Source organism: Pantoea sp. FN0307, assembly GCF_050113815.1.
Taxonomy (GTDB): domain Bacteria; phylum Pseudomonadota; class Gammaproteobacteria; order Enterobacterales; family Enterobacteriaceae; genus Mixta; species Mixta alhagi.
Map to the genome: position 1 here is coordinate 1358114 of NZ_JBNJSO010000001.1, position 18932 is coordinate 1377045.

The 18932-nt window shown below is 57.2% G+C and carries 16 protein-coding genes; 9 read left to right on the top strand and 7 right to left on the bottom strand.

Going from position 1 to position 18932, the window contains the following annotated elements; translation table 11 throughout:
* The first annotated feature begins 28 nt into the window (after positions 1-28).
* From ACQE3Z_RS06375 to ACQE3Z_RS06390, 4 genes are all read left to right on the top strand, one after another.
* Positions 29-1219 (top strand): multidrug effflux MFS transporter, encoded by a 1191-nt coding sequence (locus tag ACQE3Z_RS06375; RefSeq protein ID WP_426972762.1) that lies wholly within the window; start codon positions 29-31, stop codon positions 1217-1219.
* A 121-nt stretch (positions 1220-1340) separates the two neighbouring features.
* Positions 1341-2168, top strand: a complete 828-nt coding sequence (gene nadE, locus ACQE3Z_RS06380) for an ammonia-dependent NAD(+) synthetase (protein WP_426972763.1) — start codon at positions 1341-1343, stop codon at positions 2166-2168.
* A gap of 252 nt (positions 2169-2420) precedes the next feature.
* Positions 2421-3284: an excinuclease Cho gene (gene cho / locus ACQE3Z_RS06385; protein WP_426972764.1), complete on the top strand. Its 864-nt coding sequence runs from the start codon at positions 2421-2423 to the stop codon at positions 3282-3284.
* A 96-nt stretch (positions 3285-3380) separates the two neighbouring features.
* Entirely contained in the window at positions 3381-4412 is a 1032-nt protein-coding gene (locus tag ACQE3Z_RS06390) for an SDR family oxidoreductase (RefSeq protein ID WP_426972765.1), read from the top strand.
* A gap of 78 nt (positions 4413-4490) precedes the next feature.
* Here ACQE3Z_RS06390 and spy read toward each other — a convergent pair whose 3' ends face one another.
* Entirely contained in the window at positions 4491-4982 is a 492-nt protein-coding gene (gene spy / locus ACQE3Z_RS06395) for an ATP-independent periplasmic protein-refolding chaperone Spy (RefSeq protein WP_426972767.1), read from the bottom strand.
* A gap of 479 nt (positions 4983-5461) precedes the next feature.
* On the opposite strand from spy, the gene ACQE3Z_RS06400 reads away from it, so the two are divergent.
* Complete coding sequence (locus tag ACQE3Z_RS06400) at positions 5462-6616, top strand: mandelate racemase/muconate lactonizing enzyme family protein (protein ID WP_426972768.1); 1155 nt, start codon at positions 5462-5464, stop codon at positions 6614-6616.
* Complete coding sequence (locus ACQE3Z_RS06405; RefSeq protein WP_250652545.1) at positions 6609-7886, top strand: MFS transporter; 1278 nt, start codon at positions 6609-6611, stop codon at positions 7884-7886. Before ACQE3Z_RS06400 ends, ACQE3Z_RS06405 begins: the two co-directional genes overlap by 8 nt.
* A gap of 38 nt (positions 7887-7924) precedes the next feature.
* Here the strand turns inward: ACQE3Z_RS06405 and astE are convergent, their stop codons facing one another.
* The 5 genes from astE to ACQE3Z_RS06430 are packed head-to-tail and all read right to left on the bottom strand — an operon-like array spanning position 7925 to position 14049.
* Positions 7925-8938, bottom strand: a complete 1014-nt coding sequence (gene astE, locus ACQE3Z_RS06410) for a succinylglutamate desuccinylase (protein ID WP_426972770.1) — start codon at positions 8936-8938, stop codon at positions 7925-7927.
* A gap of 56 nt (positions 8939-8994) precedes the next feature.
* A complete protein-coding gene (gene astB, locus ACQE3Z_RS06415) occupies positions 8995-10326 on the bottom strand; it encodes an N-succinylarginine dihydrolase (protein WP_426972771.1) in 1332 nt (443 codons plus the stop codon).
* Positions 10323-11792, bottom strand: a complete 1470-nt coding sequence (gene astD / locus ACQE3Z_RS06420; protein ID WP_085071875.1) for a succinylglutamate-semialdehyde dehydrogenase — start codon at positions 11790-11792, stop codon at positions 10323-10325. The genes astB and astD overlap by 4 nt, the downstream gene beginning before the upstream one ends.
* On the bottom strand, positions 11789-12832 hold the full coding sequence (gene astA, locus ACQE3Z_RS06425; protein WP_426972773.1) for an arginine N-succinyltransferase: 1044 nt from the start codon (positions 12830-12832) through the stop codon (positions 11789-11791). Before astA ends, astD begins: the two co-directional genes overlap by 4 nt.
* Positions 12832-14049 (bottom strand): bifunctional succinylornithine transaminase/acetylornithine transaminase, encoded by a 1218-nt coding sequence (locus ACQE3Z_RS06430; RefSeq protein WP_426972775.1) that lies wholly within the window; start codon positions 14047-14049, stop codon positions 12832-12834. Before ACQE3Z_RS06430 ends, astA begins: the two co-directional genes overlap by 1 nt.
* A 497-nt stretch (positions 14050-14546) precedes the next feature.
* On the opposite strand from ACQE3Z_RS06430, the gene ACQE3Z_RS06435 reads away from it, so the two are divergent.
* Genes ACQE3Z_RS06435 through ACQE3Z_RS06445 form a run of 3 tightly spaced genes read left to right on the top strand, consistent with a single transcriptional unit; the run spans position 14547 to position 17164 of the window.
* A complete protein-coding gene (locus ACQE3Z_RS06435) occupies positions 14547-15983 on the top strand; it encodes a cytochrome ubiquinol oxidase subunit I (protein WP_426972777.1) in 1437 nt (478 codons plus the stop codon).
* Positions 15983-16993 carry a cytochrome d ubiquinol oxidase subunit II gene (gene cydB, locus ACQE3Z_RS06440; RefSeq protein WP_426972779.1) on the top strand — a complete coding sequence of 337 codons (1011 nt, stop codon included), beginning with the start codon at positions 15983-15985 and terminating at the stop codon, positions 16991-16993. The genes ACQE3Z_RS06435 and cydB overlap by 1 nt, the downstream gene beginning before the upstream one ends.
* A 12-nt stretch (positions 16994-17005) precedes the next feature.
* Entirely contained in the window at positions 17006-17164 is a 159-nt protein-coding gene (locus tag ACQE3Z_RS06445; RefSeq protein WP_420851634.1) for a DUF2474 domain-containing protein, read from the top strand.
* Between the two features lie 259 nt (positions 17165-17423).
* Here ACQE3Z_RS06445 and ACQE3Z_RS06450 read toward each other — a convergent pair whose 3' ends face one another.
* Positions 17424-18866 carry a YchO/YchP family invasin gene (locus ACQE3Z_RS06450; RefSeq protein ID WP_426972780.1) on the bottom strand — a complete coding sequence of 481 codons (1443 nt, stop codon included), beginning with the start codon at positions 18864-18866 and terminating at the stop codon, positions 17424-17426.
* Between the last annotated feature and the right edge of the window lie 66 nt (positions 18867-18932).

Here is an 18932-nt window from a genome sequence, read left to right on the forward strand (position 1 = left end):
CCGTTTTAGACAGGGAGATAAAAACAACATGACATCAACCCATCGTAACCCTATTGGCTATGCGATAAGCCTTGGCCTGCTGGCGGCGTTAGGGCCGCTATGCATCGATCTTTATCTGCCGGCGTTGCCTGACCTGGCTGCAGACCTGAACACGCCCACTGCTACCGCGCAGCTAAGCCTCACTGCCGGTCTGCTTGGGCTGGGCGTAGGACAGTTACTGTTTGGCCCGCTCAGCGATAAAATGGGCCGTCTGCGACCGCTGAATCTGTCGCTGATCCTGTTGATTATTGCTTCGGTAGGCTGCGCGCTGGCGCAAAACATCGACCAGCTATTACTGGCGCGCCTGTTTGAAGGGCTGGCTGGCGCTGGCGGCGCGGTCCTGTCACGCGCTATTGCCCGCGACATGTATAGCGGACACGATTTAACGCGCTTTTTTGCTTTGCTGATGCTGGTGAATGGTCTGGCCCCGATTGCCGCACCGGTGATGGGCGGCGCGTTGATGGCTGTCCTTGACTGGCGCGGGCTATTTATGGTGCTGGCGCTGATCCCGCTGCTGCTGCTGATTATGGTGCGCGTTAAGCTGCATGAAACCCTGCCGCCTGAGCAGCGTAGCCATGGCTCCCTGCTCTCTGCCTGGGGAGCTCTGGGCAAAGTGGTCACCCATCGTCCCTTTATGGGGTTCTGCCTGACGCAGGGGTTTATGATGTCCGGGATGTTCGCTTATATCGGCGCATCGCCTTTTGTGCTGCAGCAGATCTACGGCCTGTCGCCGCAGGCGTTCAGCTTCTGCTTTGCGCTGAACGGGCTGGGGCTGATTATCGCATCACAAACCAGCGCCCGCCTCTGTCCGCTGTGGGGTGAATATCGCGTGCTGAAAGGCGGTCTGATGCTGGCGTTTATGGCTTCCACCAGTCTGGTTTTAACCGGTCTCACCGGCGCAGCGCTGCCGCTGGTGCTGGTGGCATTGTTCTTTACCGTGGCCAGCAATGGCGTCATCTCCGTTACCGCCGCATCGCTGGCGATGCAAAGCCAGGGCAAACGCGCAGGCAGCGCCTCGGCGGTGATTGGCGTCACCATGTTTACCCTTGGGGCGATCAGCGTGCCGGTTACCGGCCTGGGCGGCACCTCGGTATTAACCATGACCTTTACCATCTTTGGCTGTTATGTGTTGGCAATCACAACCTTTATCCTGCTGGCAAAAAAACCGCAAACTGTCTGAATTAACCGCGCCTGAACATTTCTCAGGCGCAAACCCGCTTGTCGTTTTGCCTGATGCACGTTAGCTTTAACAGATACGCATTCGCAACGAGCCATCAGGCTACTGATTTAAGGAGTGGTTTATGTCACTGCAGCAGGAAATAATTAAGGCGCTGGATGTCAAGCCGACGATCGATGCCAGAGAGGAAATTCGTACCAGCGTTGAGTTTTTGAAATCCTATCTGAAAGCCCATCCCTTTTTAAAAACCCTGGTGCTGGGCATCAGCGGCGGTCAGGATTCTACCCTCTGCGGCAAATTGAGCCAGCTGGCTATCAGCGAACTGCGCGAAGAAACCGGTAACAGCGCCTATCAGTTTATTGCCGTGCGTCTGCCGTACGGCGTGCAGGCGGATGAAAAAGATTGTCAGGATGCGCTCGATTTTATTCAGCCCGATCGTACGCTGGTGGTAAACATCAAAGAAGCAGTGCAGGCCAGCGAGCGCGCGCTGAAAGAGGCAGGTATTGAGCTTAGCGATTTTGTACGCGGCAATGAAAAAGCGCGCGAACGTATGAAGGCGCAATACAGCATCGCCGGCATGACCCAGGGCCTGGTGGTGGGTACCGACCATGCGGCTGAAGCGGTTACCGGCTTCTTTACCAAATATGGCGACGGCGGCACTGATATTAACCCGCTGCATCGCCTGACCAAAGGCCAGGGCAAAATGCTGCTAAAAGAGCTGGGCTGCCCGCAGCACCTCTATCTCAAACACCCAACGGCAGATCTGGAAGACGATCGCCCGGGCCTGCTGGATGAAGTGGCGCTGGGCGTTAGCTATGGTCAAATCGATGCCTATCTTGAAGGCCAGCAGATCGATGAATCTGCCGCCAAAACGATAGAAGGCTGGTATCTGAAAACCGAGCATAAGCGTCGCCTGCCGGTCACCGTTTTTGACGATTACTGGAAAAAATAATCGCTCTGCGGGCAGACTGCCGCATGCGGCCTGCTCGCTTTTGGCTCTCTCTCTCTTTCCGCCCCGCTCAGCCTTTTCGTAACTTCCGTTTGCCCGGCCAGGCTACCCATTATGTTTGCAATATGCGCAGGTGGCTCAATCTGACTCCCTTCTACGGGCGATGATAAAACCTGCAATGCGCCGTTTTTTTGCGCTGTTCAATTTCCGCCCCGGCTGATAGACTGGATATGCAACCAGTAAACGGAGTCACCTGTGGTAAGACGTGCTGCCAGCCACCGCCTTGAATTTGAAGCGGCGGCCATTTATGAATATCCCGATCATCTTCGCTCATTCCTGGCCGACATTCCGAAGCTGCCCGGCGTCTATACGTTTCACGGCGACAGCGACGTTATGCCGCTCTATATCGGCAAAAGCATTAACTTGCGTACGCGGGTAATGTCACATTTCCGCACGCCGGATGAGGCAAAAATGCTGCGCCTGACGCGCCGTCTGAGCTGGATAACCACCGCCGGCGAGCTGGGGGCGCTGCTGCTGGAAGCACAGATGATCAAAAATCAACAGCCGTTGTTCAACAAACGGCTGCGGCGCAACCGGCAGCTCTGTTCGCTTCAATGGGACGGCCTCTCTCAGCCCGCCATTGTTTATGCGCGCGATCTCGATTTCTCCGCCTCGCCTAACCTGTTTGGGCTCTATTCCAGCCGCCGTGCGGCGCAGGAGACGCTCAAGTCTGTCGCCGATGAACATCAGCTCTGTTATGGCCTGCTGGGGCTGGAAAGCCACAGTAAAAATCGCGCCTGTTTCCGTGCCAGCCTGAAACGCTGTGCTGGCGCCTGCTGTGGCAAAGAGTCGGTGAGCGATCATCACCAGCGATTGCTGGCCGCGCTGGAGAAAGTCCGCGTAGTGTGCTGGCCGTGGCCGGGTGCCGTCGCGCTGGTGGAGGAAGGCCCGCAGGAAACGCAGATGCACATTATCCATAACTGGTTCTACCTTGGCTCCGTCAGCCACCTCGACGAGGCGAAAAGTCTCACCAGTCCGCCGAAGGGCTTTGATAATGACGGCTACAAATATCTTTGCCGCCCGATGCTGAGCGGAAAATATCCGATTATCCCGCTCTGATCCCGGCACCGCTTCGCATGAACTGTGATTTGCGTCTACCTTTTAATCAGTTGTGTCGCCGTTTGTTAGACACTTTACTGATGGAAAGGAGAACACATGTCTCAACACGATCACAGTAAGTTTTCTCGTCGCCAGGTGGTTGGCGGCCTGATGGGCAGCATGGCGGTTACCGGTATGGCTATGGCGGGCAGCGCCAGCGCAGCGGAAAGCGGCAGCGCCGGTGCAGCCCCAAACAACGTTCCGCCGCTAACTGGTAAAAATCCGCTCGACGCTTTTCCCAAACCCCCTTTTGAACGCCAGCCGCAGGATCCGCCGGGCCTGGCCAGTAAAATGGTGCCGCGCCCCGATCACGGTGAAGAAAGCTACCGTGGCAGCGGACGTCTCACCGGCCGCAAAGCGCTGATCACCGGCGGCGATTCCGGTATTGGCCGTGCCGTGGCGATTGCCTACGCGCGTGAAGGTGCCGATGTCGCAATTAACTATCTGCCGGAAGAAGAGTCGGATGCCAAAGAGGTCATCGATCTGATTCAGGCGGCGGGCCGTAAAGCGGTTGCTATCCCTGGCGATATTACCGATGAGGCTTTTTGTCAGAAGCTGGTTAACGATGCGGCAACGCAGCTTGGCGGGCTGGACATCCTGGTGAACAATGCTGGCCGACAGCAGTATGTGGAGTCGATTACCGATCTGACCACCGAGTCGTTCGACAAAACTTTCAAAACCAACGTCTACGCGATGTTCTGGATCACCAAAGCGGCAATGGCGCATCTGAAGCCGGGCTCAGCCATTGTCAATACCTCTTCGGTGCAGGCAGGCAAACCCAGCGCTATCCTGCTGGACTACGCGCAAACCAAAGCAGCGATTATTGCCTTTACCAAAGCACTGGCAAAACAGGTGGCGGAAAAAGGGATTCGGGTCAATGCCGTTGCGCCGGGTCCTTACTGGACGCCATTACAATCCAGCGGCGGTCAGCCGATGGAAAAAGTGATGAAATTTGGCGAGGAAGCGCCGTTTGGTCGACCGGGGCAGCCGGTTGAGATCGCCCCGCTCTATGTCACGCTGGCCTCAGCGGAAAGCAGCTTTTCTTCAGGTCAGGTCTGGTGCTCTGACGGCGGCACCGGCACCTTCTGATAAAAAAACCGCCGACGCTGCCCACGGCACAAGGCCATGGACAACGTCGGCGGTCTCAGGAATTACTCCGCGCGGCGATTATTCGTCAGCTGGCGGTGGAGCCATCTTACCGTCACGCATCGGCTTTTCAGTCAGACGTTTCTCAAAATTAGCGTTGTACTGCTTTTTCTGCTCCGGCGTCAGCACGTTATACAGTTTGTTCTGCGTTTCCATCATCGCCAGAGCGTTTTCTTTCGCATTGGCGGTCATTTTCTCAGCCTGCGCTTCCGCTTTGCTGCGGTCGAAACTATCGGCGGCGATAATCGCGTGATTAGCGCGGCGCTCTTCCAGTGACGGACGTTTCATATCTTTGCGGGCATCTTTCATGATGTCACGCATCTGCTGTTTCTGCGCATCTGTCAGGTTCAGATTTTTGAACATCCCCATCGGGCCATGTCCCATCGGACCTTTATGATGCATCGCCTGCTCGCTGCCTGCCGGCGGCGGGGTGATCTCATCTGCTGCGTGAGCAACGGTCGCCGCACCGAAAGCCAGAGCCGATGCTACCAAAATAGAGGTGAGTTTACGCATTGTATTGTCCTTACTTATCAGTTTTATGACGACAGCTGATGTCGCTGCTACGGAAATGAGTCTACGACACCAAACGTCAAGTACTCAGAGTCTGAGTAAAGCCCTGAAAGCATAGAAGATAAAGATGCAGCAATCCTGGAGAGAATAAGAAGATTAGGGTGAAGAATTGCAAAAGAATATGACACTATGCGGAAAAAAGAGGGAATAGTGGAGAAGTGTAACCCTGAGCACAGAATAGAGGAAAGAAAAAGTTAACGCCTGTGGGAAGATTTTTCCTGCGCTGTTTTTGTGAGCTGCCGCGCGAGCGCTTATTCATTTGCCAAAAGATATGCTGTTTCCTCGCCCTAACTTCATGCGCCTGTACAGTGCCCCCGCCCCGCCTGTTTTTTATACTGTTGTCGGTTAATTCCAGTTAATGCTGAAAAATATTTTAAAACGCCTCTCTCTCTCTTATTTCCCCTACTTTTAAGGTGTATGGCATGAAAATAACAAGCATTGAGGTAATACGCCTCAGCCTCCCTTTTGACAGCGATCGTCCCACGGCGACAGATCAGGAAACCGCATGGAACGCCGCCTCGCCGGCTCTTAAACAGATGGAAACGCTGCTGGTGCGCATAGAAACCAGCAGCGGCATCCACGGCTGGGGCGAGGCTTTTGGCCATCTCGCCAACCCGGTGACGCTTCAGGCTCTACAGCAGCTGGTGATCCCCTGCTTTTTAGGCAAACCAGTTCCACAGAGCCGTGCCGCGCTGGAGGCGCTAATGGCAGAGGCGGAAAAGGCGCTGCATGGTTTTGGTCGCGGCGGGCCGGTGCGCTTTGGCCTGTCAGCCATCGATATCGCGCTATGGGATCTGCTGGGACAGCAGCTTGCTCAACCTCTGTGGCAGCTGCTGGGGGCTCGCCGTCAGCAAATTGGCCTCTACGCCAGCCTGGTCAGCTATAACAACCAGCCGGAAGAGGTTGCCCGTCAGGTCATGCGCGCCTGGCAGGCGGGGTTCCGTACTCTGAAGCTGCATGAAACCGAGTATGCGGCGATTGCCGCAGCCCGCGCCGCCCTGCCGCCAGAAGCGACGCTGATGGTCGATGTAAACTGCCCCTGGACGGTGGAAGAAGCCAGCCTGCGTGCGGTGCAACTCACGGAGCTGAAGCTGGGCTGGCTGGAAGAGCCGGTCTGGCCACCAGAGGATGCGCATGGTCTGGCAAGGGTGCGCAGTGCGGGAATGCCGATCGCCGCAGGAGAGAATGCCTGCGGCGAGTGGGGTTTCGCCGAGCTGTTTAACAACGCCGCCATCGATGTGGCTCAGCCCAGCGTAGCGAAAGTAGGCGGTATTAGCGCGCTGCTACGCGTAATTCAACGGGCGAACAAGCATCGGGTAAAGGTCGTTCCCCACTGCTTCTATTACGGCGCCGGGCTGCTGGCGACGGCGCATATTGTGGCAGCGCTGCCCGACGAGGTTCAGCTGGAAGTGCCGTTTATCCGTTTCGCCTCCCCACTCTATCCTCAGCTCGCCTTTTCGCCGACCCTTGTGCTCCCGGACGCACCGGGGCTGGGCTTTACGCCTGATGTGCAGGTAATGAAACAGCATACCGTCAGCCATTTGCAAATCGATATGGAGGGAACCCGTCATGTTTAAAAATTACCGCAGCGTTGTTGCTCTGCTTCTGTTTTTTGCCGGAATGTTGAACTATCTCGATCGGGCAGCCTTATCGGTTATGGCTCCGCTGGTAAAAAAAGATCTGCATATTGACGATGCGCAGATGGGCATCCTGTTTAGCTGCTTTTTTATTGGCTACTGTCTGTTCTGCTTTTTAGGCGGCTGGGCTGCGGATCGCTTTGGACCGCGACGGGTATTTGGCTGGGCGGCAGCAGTCTGGTCACTGTTTTGCGGCGCTACCGCGCTGGCGGGCAACTTCACCCATTTGCTGATCATGCGTGTGCTATTCGGGATTGGCGAAGGTCCGATGGGCACCACCACCAATAAATCGATCTCCAACTGGTTTCCACGTAAGGAAACTGGTCGCGCGGTGGGCTTTACCAATGCCGGGCAGCCTTTGGGCGCTGCGGTGGCGGCTCCGATAGTGGGTCTGGTGGGGCTGCATTTCGGCTGGCGCCTCTCCTTTGTGGCGATTGCGCTACTGGGTTTTGTCTGGCTGGGCTTCTGGCTGTGGCTGTTCCGGGATAAGCCGGAAGATCATCCGCGCGTTAGCGACGCTGAACGTCATCTGATTAAAGCGCACCGCCCCGCTACCCGCATCGCTGAAGCAGGAACCCGTCCCGCAGGCATCTGGCGCTACGTGTTCTCGCTGCCGGTATTGGGCGTGGCCGCCGCTTTTTTCTGCTTTAACTATATTCAGTTCTTTTTCCTCTCCTGGCTGCCGAGCTATCTGACCGATTACCAGCATCTGGATATTAAAAGCATGAGTCTGATCGGCATTCTGCCGTGGCTGGGCGCAACGGCAGGCTTTATTGGCGGGGGGTTGATCTCTGATGCTATCTACCGGCGTACCGGGAATTTTTTGTTGTCACGCAAGCTGGTGATTTTCGCCGGGCTGGCGGTTGCGGGAGTCAGCGTAATGTTTACCGCCTGGACTGACAACATCATCTTCGCCGTGGCGTTGATCACGCTCGCCAGCGTGTTTGCCTATATGACGCCGCAGGCGTGCTGGTCTCTGTTGCAGGATATTGTTCCGGCGGAACGCATCGGCACGGCGGGTGGTTTTGTTCATTTACTGGCAAACCTGGCGGGGATCCTCTCTCCGGCGATCACCGGCTTTCTGATCCAGTTTGGCGGGGGCTACTCTTCCGCCTTCCTGCTGGCCAGCGCACTGGCGCTCACCGGAATTGCGATGCTGGCGCTGTTTGTACGTCAACAGAGCGTAACCAGGCTACGCGCGCTGGCGTAGCGCGGTATCTACGGCCCGGTCAGTCTGGGCCGCTTTGGCTATTGCTGCGCCGCCGCGTCACCGCTCAGCGCCGCGTTATGAGCATTATCTTCCACCAGCATTAAACCGGCACGCAGGCCAGGGGCAACGTTGGGATTGGGAAACAGAACATACTCTTGCGCCTGCTGCACGAAATAACGTGTTTTACCATCTTCCGCCAGCAGCGTGCCCTGCGGAAAAGCAGTGAAGTTCAGCGTCTGCGGGCTCATGTGCAACTGAAAATACTCGCTGTTACGTGTTATCTGCTGCGTAACCCGATAACGACGCGGTGTCACGGTAGCTTCCGGCAGCGGTTCGCCAGCGATCAATGATGTCAGCGCCTGCTGCGCTGCCTGAAACTGTGCCAGATCGTTATGACCGAACGGCAATGCCTTGCCCAGCTCCAGCGTACAGCTGGCAGCCTGAAAATGCTCGCTGCTGTAATGGCTGAAGGTGCCGCCTGGCGCGCGATGAAACACCAGCGCCTCCATGCCCGCCGCCGCCAGCCAGTGCAAAAAATCCTCAGGCCAGGGCTGCGTACTGAACGGCAACACGCCGAAGCGCGTATGATAAGAGCCGCGGATCGCGGTATGCAGATCAAGATGCCAGCGCGTCTCCTGATGCGCCCCGGCCTGCCAGAATGTCTCCAGCGCCTGCTCCAGGCATAAAGCGCGCTGCGCTTCAGGACAATTTTCAAACTGCTGCCAGCGTCCGCCGAACAGCCGGTTTAAATCACAGCGCAGATAGCGTTCTCCGGCGCGCAACGCAGGCGGGTTGCCGAGCAAGACCAGCAGCCGCACCGTCAGCGGTAATTCCCCCTGTAACAGCCGGGTCACTATTGCATTCAGAATCTCAACCGGCGCGGTCTCATTACCATGAATACCGGCTGAAATAACCACGGCCTGTTGAGCCTGTACCAGCGGGGTCAGCTCAAGGATCCCCTCATCCAGCCATCGCCAGTGTAGATTTGGCAATGTCCCACTGGTTATTGTCGGCGGGTTGCCGGAAAGCGTTTGCTGTAACAAATCCTGCATGAAATCTCCTGTGACGCGGGAAACCGACGACGCGAAACCATCGCGCCGTCGGGCCTTTATTCCTGCTGGAATGGGTAAACACTTCCTAAGTCTAGCAAACGCGTCAGCTCATCCAGTGCTTCGCGCCCTTCGATCAGTAATTGCGGATCGGCCAAATCGGCCTGAGTAAGCCGATCGCGGTAGTGACGATCGACCCACTGGTTAAGCGTGGCGAACAATTGATCGTTCATCATCACCGCCGGGTTAACCGCCTGCTGTTCGGTAGCGTTAAGCGCCACGCGCAAACGCAGACAGGCCGGACCGCCGCCATTGTTCATGCTTTCGCGCAGATCGAACACTTTTAGTTCGCGAATCGGCCCGCCGCTCTCCACCAGCTCCGTGAGATATTGCCAGACGCCGCTATGCTGACGTGCCTCCTGCGGCAGTATCAGCAGCATAGTACCATCGTCCCGGCTCAGTAGCTGACTATTAAACAGATATGTGGCGACCGCGTCCGTCACCGACACGCGATTGTCCGGCACAATAACTGGCGTAAAGCCGGGCACTCTTTCGCTTAAATCCGTCAGGAGCTTATCCTGATGCAGAAACGCCAGCTGATGGCAAAACAGCACGCGCTGGTTGCTGACGGCAATAACATCATTATGGAAAACGCCCTGATCGATTACCGCCGGGTTCTGCTGCACAAACAGCGTGCGGGCCGGATCGAGCTGATGCAGCCTGGCCACCGCTTCGCTGGCCTCGCGCGTCTGGCGCGCTGGATAGCGCGCCGGTACCAGGCCGCCATGACTCTCTTCGCGACCATAGACAAACAGCTGCACGCCCGGCTCACCGTAGTCGCCGCCAAAACGATTATGGTTAGCGGCACCCTCATCTCCCAGCAGCGCCACCTGCGGCAGTGCAGAGTGATGAGCGAAGTAGCGTTCGTCGCGGAAAATCGCGCGCAGCAGCGCGCCGGTGGTCTGCGACTCAATGGCCCGGTGAAATTTATTGTTCAGGTTCGCCACGGTGAAATGCGTTTTGCCGTCGGCGCTGTCGGCAGAAGGCGAAACCGTGGCGGCATTCGCCACCCACATGGCAGAGGCGGAACTCACCGCCGAGAGCAGCTGCGGCGCCTGCCGTGCCGCTTTAGCCAGCACCTGCGCATCGCTGCCGCTAAAGCCCAGCCGACGCAGCATCGGCAGATGGGGCCGTTCGTGCGGCGGGATCACACCCTGCGCGAAACCGGCATCCGCCAGCGCCTTCATTTTTAGCAGCCCCTGCTTTGCCGCCAGCCAGGGGTTAGAGAGCTGATGCTGATGACGCGTCGAGGCTTCATTACCAAACGACAGGCCCGCATAGTGATGGGTCAGCCCCACCAGCCCATCAAAATTCACTTCTCTGGCTTTCATGAGCGCGTCTCCGGCTGGCTGAAGTCAAGACCTGGCGACAGCGTCGCAGGCAGGGTAAGATCGGGCGTTTCCAGCGAAGCCAACGGCCAGGCACAGTAGTCGGCGGCGTACCAGGCGCTGGCGCGATGGTTGCCGGAAGCGCCAATACCGCCAAAGGGTGCGGTGCTGGCCGCGCCGGTCAGCGGCTTGTTCCAGTTAACAATGCCCGCGCGCGCCTCAATCAGCAGCTGGTCAAATTTCTCCCGCTGCGGCGAGATCAGCCCGCACGACAGACCGTAGCGGGTTGCGTTCGCCAGCGCTATCGCCTGCTCAAAGCTGTCGTAGCGCACCACCGCCAGCAGCGGCCCGAACACCTCTTCATCCGCCACGTTACTGACGCCGGTGAGATCGATAATCCCCGGCGTCAGCAGCGCGCTGTCACGCGCTGGCCAGCGCATTTTCAGCAGCGGCTTACCGCCTGCTGCAATGCGCTTCTGCCACTCCTGATAAATATGTCCGGCGGCCTGCGGCGAAATCACGCTGCCCATAAACGGCTGCGGCTCATCATTCCAGCGCCCGATGCGCAGCTGCTGCGTCACTTCCACCAGACGTTGCAGGAACGCGTCGCCTTCCGCGCCGCGCTTCACCAGCAGCCGACGCGCGCAGGTACAGCGCTGCCCGGCGGTAATAAAGGCGGACTGCACGGCAATATGCACGGCCGCGTCAATGTCGGCCACATCCTCTACGATCAGAGCGTTATTCCCGCCCATCTCCAGCGCCAGCATTTTTTCCGGCTGACCGGCAAACTGCCGATGCAGCTGATAGCCAGTGCTGGCGCTACCGGTAAACAGCACGCCGTCAATCTGCGGCTGCTGCGCCAGCGCCTGACCAACGCTGCGGGCGCCCTGCACCAGGTTCAGCACGCCCGGCGGCATGCCCGCTTCCAGCCACAGTCGCATGGTCTTTTCTGCGGTCAGCGGCGTCAGCTCGCTGGGCTTAAACACCACGCTGTTGCCCGCCAGCAAGGCAGGAACGATATGCCCATTCGGCAGATGACCGGGGAAATTGTAAGGGCCAAACACCGCCAGCACGCCATGCGGACGGTGGCGTAGTGCGCTCTCCGCCTGCTGATGCGTACCGGTACGCTCATGGTAAGCCTTAACGGAGATGGCGACTTTATTGATCATCGCCTGCACTTCAGTCAGCGCCTCCCAGCGCGGCTTGCCGGTTTCACGGGCGATGGTTTCGCTCAGATCGTTTTTATGCTGTTCCAGCTGAGCCGCAAAATTTTCTGCAATTGCCTGACGAGCAGCGAACGGCTGGCGCGCCCAGGCGGGAAACGCGGCGCGTGCCGCAGCGCAGGCGGCGGCCACCTGCTGTTCATCAGCAGCGTTGCCCTGCCACAGCAGCGCGCCATCCACCGGATCGTTTTTACTCAGGCTTTCACCCTGGCCGCTCAGCCATTCTCCATTGATACAGTGCGTCATGCTTTTTTCTCCTCGCTACAAAGTGGCACGGCCCGCAACGTATCGCCGGGCTGACAGCGTAAAATTTCGGCGGCGGCGGCCGGGATGCGTATCTGTCCGCTGTTGGGATCGGCAGGCAACAGCAGAACGCGATAATGATAGTAGTTATCGTTGCTGACCAGGCAGAGCGGCAGCGTATCAGCAGCGGACGCCTCCTGATCGATCGCCCTGACGGTCACCAGACGGCTCTTGCGTACCGCCCGGATATGTTCAATGTCGCACTCCAGCGTAGGGCCGCCGTCAAAGATATCCACGTAATTTTGATAGCGGAAACCCTCGGCCTCCAGCACTGCGCGGGCTGGCGCGGTTTGCGGATGAACCTGCCCGATTACCGCCTGCGCCTCTGCCGACAGATAGTGAACATATAAAGGATGCTTGGGCATCAGCTCGGCGATAAAGGCTTTCTGTCCGGTGCCGCTCAGAAAATCGGCCTGGGTAAAGTCCATAGAGAAAAAGTGGCTGCCAACGCTGTCCCAGAATGGCGAGCGTCCCTGCTCATCGCTGACGCCGCGCATTTCGGCCACCACTTTATCCATAAAGCGTTCGCGGAAGGCGGCGATAAACAAGAAGCGAGATTTTGACAGCAGATAGCCGTTTTTACCGTCACGACGTTCAGGGTCGAGAAACAGCGTACAGAGTTCGCTGCTGCCGGTGTGATCGTTGCACAGCGACAGCGTGGCAAGGCTGTTATACACGTCCAGCTCTTTCGAGGCGTGTACCTGGGTGCCGACGCGGAAGTTATACCAGGGATCCTCCAGCCCTACCGCCACCTCAATGGCGCAAATACCACAGGCCTGGTGGGTATCACTGTCGGCCAGCACAAAAACGTAGCCCTGCTGGGCGCGCGGCAGCGTATCCTGCCAGGTCTGGATCGAGCGCTCAATGCGCGCCGCCAGCGTTTTGCTGTCGGCGGGCAGCGAGGTCAGACCGCCGCCGGTTTTACCCGCCAGCGCCATCAGCTGCGGCAGATCGTCACGCTCTACGGGGCGAATATACATCATCACGACGCTCCTTTAATAACCGACTCGCAGGCGCGTTCAAAGCGGGCCAGCCCCTCTTTAACATCCTGCTCGCTGATAATCAGCGACGGCGCAAAGCGCACCACGTTAGCGCCTGCAATCAGCACCATCACGCCCTCGTCCGCCGCCGCCAGGCTGAACTGTTTCGCCTTGCCGCTAAAGTCTTCATTTAATACACAGCCAATCAGCAGGCCGAGCCCGCGGATCTCTTTAAACAGATGCAGGCGCTGGTTAATGGCATTCAAACCATCGGTAAACCAGCGATGGCGCAGATGTACGCCCTCCAGCACCTCCGGACGATTAACCAGTTCCATGACTTTGCCGCCAACCGCGCCCGCCAGCGGGTTACCGCCATAGGTGGTGCCGTGGCTGCCAACGTTCAGCGCCGCGCCCAGCTTCTCTGTGGTTAACATTGCGCCAATCGGGAAACCGCCGCCCAGCGCTTTGGCCGTGCTCAGCACATCCGGCGTCACGCCATAATGCATATAGGCGTAAAGCGAGCCGGTGCGGCCCACGCCGCTCTGCACTTCATCAAAAATCAGCAACGCGTTATGGCGATCGCACAGTTCGCGCAACCCACGCAGAAAAGCCGGTTCAGCAGGCAGCACACCGCCTTCTCCCTGGATGGGCTCAACGATGACCGCTGCAGTATGGTCATTGATCAGGCTCGCTACCGAATCAAGATCGTTGAATACCGCATGATCAATCCCGCCCGGCAGCGGCGCGAAATCTTTGGAATAGGCGGGCTGACCGCCTGCCGAGACGGTAAACAGCGTGCGGCCATGAAAGGCATTTTTGAAAGCGATAATGTTGCTTTTTTCCGGCCCGAAATGGTCGTGAGCATACTTACGCGCCAGCTTCAGCGCCGCTTCGTTCGCCTCGGCACCGGAGTTACAGAAAAACACCCGCTCGGCAAAAGTGGCATCAATCAGCTGTTTCGCCAGACGCAAAATTGGCGCATTGGTATAGCCGTTGCCGGTGTGCCAGAGTCTGGCCGCCTGCTGCTGCAGCGCCTGCTGAAGTTCGGGATGCGCATGGCCCAGCGCATTAACGGCAATACCACCGGCGAAATCGACATATTCCTTACCGTTTTGATCCCACAGCATTGAGCCTTCCGCACGATCCGGCACAAAGCTGGCAGGAGAATAAGCGGGAACCATCCAGCGATCGAAATCCTGACGAGAAACTGACTGTTGCATAGCGGCCTCATAGCATCACCCGTGGGCGAATCAAAAGTTTAAATTATGTTAATGAAATGATTCATTGCAGCTCTACTCTAGATTGCATGCTGTGTGCCAGCCAGCGTTAAAAATGCATAAAACAGGTTCATCAACCGCAAATCAATCACTTACGATTCGATGCTATTCACACTAAATGCATAAATAGTGAATAAATATCTGAGGCTGCGGCATAAACGACAGATCAAACAGCGGAATTATGCAGCGATGAAATAAAATATTGCTTTTGTGATCCTGAATAACATTTGCTGTTAAAACAGGGCATAACAGGCACAGTAAAAAGGCGAAGCGCATCAAAACAGTGCACAACGCGCCCTGACTGTTATAGGTTATTTTCTATTTTCTGTTTCTGTTATAGCTATCATTTCTGTGGTTCACTGCACCCTCTTCTACACTTGTTGTGTTATCAGCAAGGACTTTCTCTTTGGACGCTTAATAATGAACATCTCGAGGTGGCTATGTTCGGTTTAGACGCATTCGAACTGGCAAGGATACAATTTGCGTTTACGGTCTCTTTTCACATAATTTTTCCTGCAATTACCATTGGTCTTGCCAGTTTTCTGATGGTGCTGGAAGCGTTATGGCTGAAAACCCGCAATAACACCTGGCGCGACCTGTATCATTTCTGGTTGAAAATTTTTGCAGTGAATTTTGGTATGGGTGTGGTTTCCGGCCTGGTCATGGCTTACCAGTTCGGGACCAACTGGAGCGGGTTCTCCGCCTATGCGGGCAGCATTACCGGCCCGCTGTTGACCTATGAAGTGCTGACCGCCTTCTTCCTGGAAGCGGGCTTCCTTGGCGTAATGATGTTTGGCTGGAATCGCGTGGGGCCGGGACTGCATTTCTTCTCTACCTGCATGGTGGCGCTGGGGACGCTGATGTCGACCTTCTGGATCCTCGCCTCCAACAGTTTTATGCATACGCCGCAGGGCTATGAGGTGCTTAACGGCCAGCTGATCCCGGCTGACTGGTTTAAAGTGATTTTTAATCCCTCTTTCCCTTATCGTCTGCTGCATATGACAACCGCCGCCTTCCTCTCCACCGCCTTTTTTGTCGGCGCATCGGGCGCGTGGCATCTGTTGCGCGGTAACAAGAGCCCGGCAGTTAAACGGATGTTCTCGATGGCGATGTGGATGGCGCTGATTGTTGCACCTATCCAGGCCGGTATTGGCGATGCGCACGGCCTGAATACGCTGGAGCATCAGCCAGCTAAAATCGCGGCGATTGAAGGTCACTGGGAGAATACCCCTGGCGAGCCGACGCCGCTGATTCTGTTTGGCCTGCCCGATATGGAGGCGGAAGAGACAAAGTATGCGGTAGAGATACCGGTGCTGGGCAGTATTATCCTGACCCACAGTATGACCAAACAGATCCCGGCGCTGAAAAGCTTTCCGCCGGAAGATCGTCCTAATTCCACCATTATTTTCTGGTCGTTCCGCATTATGGTGGCGCTGGGCCTGTTGATGATTCTGGCAGGCGTCTGGAGCCTGGTGCTGCGCCTGCGTAAGCGGCTGTACGATCAGCGCCTGTTCCACCGTTTTGTGCTACTGATGGGGCCATCCGGTCTGCTGGCGATCCTGGCCGGCTGGTTTACCACTGAAATTGGCCGTCAGCCGTGGGTGGTGTACGGGCTGATGCGTACCCGCGATGCGGTTTCCAGTCACGGTACGCTGCATATGTCGATAAGCCTGCTGGCCTTTATTCTGGTTTACGCCTCGGTGTTTGGCGTGGGTCTGGTTTATCTGCTGAAACTGGTCGCGCGCGGGCCGCAGCCATTTGTGGATCATGCGATGCACGGTGGTCCGGGCACGCCTCGTACGCCAGCCCGTCCGCTCTCTGCCGCCGATGAGTCGCTGGATGAGCCCAAGAAAGATGAACTGGGAGGAATTAAATAATGGGTATCGATCTTCCGCTGATCTGGTTCATCATCATTGTGTTTAGCATTCTGATGTACGTGGTGATGGATGGCTTTGACCTTGGCATCGGTTTGCTCTATCCGATGGTGCGCGAGACTAAAGACCGCGACGTAATGATGAATACCGTTGCGCCAGTCTGGGACGGCAACGAGACCTGGCTGGTGATGGGAGGTGCAGGGCTCTTCGGCGCTTTCCCGCTGGCCTACTCGGTGATTCTGGATGCGCTGGCGGTGCCGCTGACGATTATGCTGATCGGGCTGATTTTTCGTGGCGTCGCCTTTGAGTTCCGCTTTAAGGCCACGGTGTCGCATCGCGGCTTCTGGGATAAGTCCTTTATCGCCGGTTCTTTTATCGCGACCTTTGCGCAGGGCGTGGTGCTGGGGGCGTTCCTGAACGGTTTCCCGGTGCAGGGACGAGAATGGAGCGGCAGCGTGTTCGACTGGATTACCCCATTCAGTCTGTTCTGTGGGCTGGGTCTGGTGGTGTCCTATGCGCTGCTGGGTGCCAGCTGGCTGATTATCAAGACGGAAGGCCATCTGCTGCAAACCATGCGTAAACTGGCGCGTCCGCTGCTGCTGGCGCTGCTGGTAGTAATGGCGATTGTCAGCATCTGGACGCCGCTGACGCATCAGTCGATTGCTGACCGCTGGTTTACCACGCCGAATCTGTTTTTCTTCCTGCCGGTGCCGGTTTTGGTGTTGCTGGTGTCATGGGCGCTGTGGCGTAACGCCTGGCTGCCGGATGCGCACTATGCGCCTTTTATTCTGACGCTGGCGCTGGTGTTCCTGGGCTTTAGCGGGCTGGGGATCAGTATTTGGCCAAATCTGATCCCGCCGGATATTACGTTCCGCGCGGCCTCTGCGCCGCCGGAGAGCCAGGGCTTTATGCTGGTTGGCGCGCTGTTTATTATCCCGCTGATTCTGGTGTATACCTTCTGGAGCTATTATGTATTCCGCGGCAAGATCGATCCGAATCAGGGTTACCATTAACAGGAGTATGCGATGGCAATTCAACGCATGACCGGGAAAACCACGAAGCAGCCGCTGTGGCGCCGGTTGCTGTGGATGGTGATTATCTGGGGCGGCAGCGTGCTTGCGCTGTTTGTGGTGGCCAGTCTGTTCCGCGTGCTGATGTCCGCTGCCGGTTTGAAAACGCATTGATAGCCTGTTAGTGCGGGGTGTCGCCTGTTAGCGCAGTGCCTGCACAGGGCGTTCAGGCCGATCGTAAAGACGCAAAAAACGTCATCCCTGACAGCTCGTCCCGCGCCCTTCATGGCGCGGGACGCTTTACTCTTCTGCCTGAACGCCCTGTGCTTTACGTTAGGAGTGGTCTGCGTAAAGCTAACGCACTAACGCACTGCCTGCCCCTGCGCTTTAAGCTGGACGTAGCCTGCATTAAAGTTCATACAGGCTTCCTGCGCTACGGTGCGGCCTGCATTACGTCGAAGCGGTCTGCGGCGGGCGTCTGCAGCGTCATCGGTGGCGTGACCTGCAGCGTGATCCAGTTAGAGGTTACGCGCTGCTGCTTGCTGTCTTCCAGCGTTACCGACAAGCGATACTGATTGCTGGCTCCGGGCGAGTTATCCCAGGCGGGCATAATCACTGTCCATCCATGTGGGCTGCGATTGTCCGGCGGCGGCGTCAGGCTCAGCGCCTGCGTATCGCCCTGCCAGCTCACAGCAGTAATGTCATTGGCAGCGCGAATCTGAAGTTTCAGCGCCAGCGCTTCACCTGAACTCAGCTGCCAGGGCGGCGTCGCCAAAAATACCGATAGCGTTTTACGCTGGCGGAACTCCAGTACCGGCGTGGTATTGCGCTCAACCAAATCGTAACGGCTGCCGCGCAGCGATCGTGCCTCGGCGACGTTATCGGCGGAGAGCTGCTTGCTCAGCGCCACGCCGGGGCGATAGTTGATACGCATGCCCAGCTGATCCTGCGACTGGCCGCTTTCACCCTCTTTATGCGAGGCGGTAAAGGTCAACAGCGGCACCGGGGTATAGTTGACCCCGACTTTCACCGCAACCGGGTTTTTCTCCAGGCTGCCGTTATTAAACAGCGCCACCTGATCCCCCAGGTATTGCTCCCAGGTTACCGAAACGCCCAGCTGGCGATAAAACGGCAGATAGCCCTGGGTAGTAATATCGTAGCCGCGCGCCATGCGGTTTTGTTGAAGAACACTGCTGTTACGCCAGCCGCTAAGCGGCGCATAGTAATTTGCCGAGAGGCGCAGAAAATCGCTCCAGGCCTCGGTACCGAGCGAGGCGCGCTGTAAACCTGAATCGAATTGGCGATCCACCAGCGCGTTATAGCCGAGTAGCCAGTTGTCCGCTACCCAGCGCTGCCCCAGTCCGGCACTGCCCACCAGCCCATCGCTGGTTTGCGTGACGCCCAGCTGCGAAAAGGTTAAATAGTGATAGTTATCCTGCCAGGGAGTGAGCAACTGGCCGCCACTGCCATTAAAATTACCCTCCATATCTACCTGCAGCGAAAGCTGCGCCGTGCCATAAGGAGAAAGCAGCGACTGCCCCTCATCCACCAGTCGTCCGGTAACCTCATCGCGCAAATGATTAAACGCCCAGACTCCCGCCTGTTGGCCAAAGTTTGCGTCGCTGGAGCTGTTACTGGCTTCGCCGATGCTTTTGGCGATCTGCGCCAGGCGCGTGGTGAAGGCATCTTCTGACGACACATCGCCGCCAAGGCTGGGAAGGCTCTCCTGTACAGCGCTAAAGCGCGCAGGATCGTTAAAGGGGGCGTCGGGCACCCTGCTTTCCGGCTGAAAAGCATGGGCATCGCGGCTCAGTAACAGCGTGCCGGGCAACAGCAGCAAAAATGTGGATAAGGTAACTCGGTGTATTAATAACATAGCGGCGTCGGGGTTAACTTAAGCTGTCATCATGGGTGGCCGTAATCAGCGTGAATAAGCCTTTAG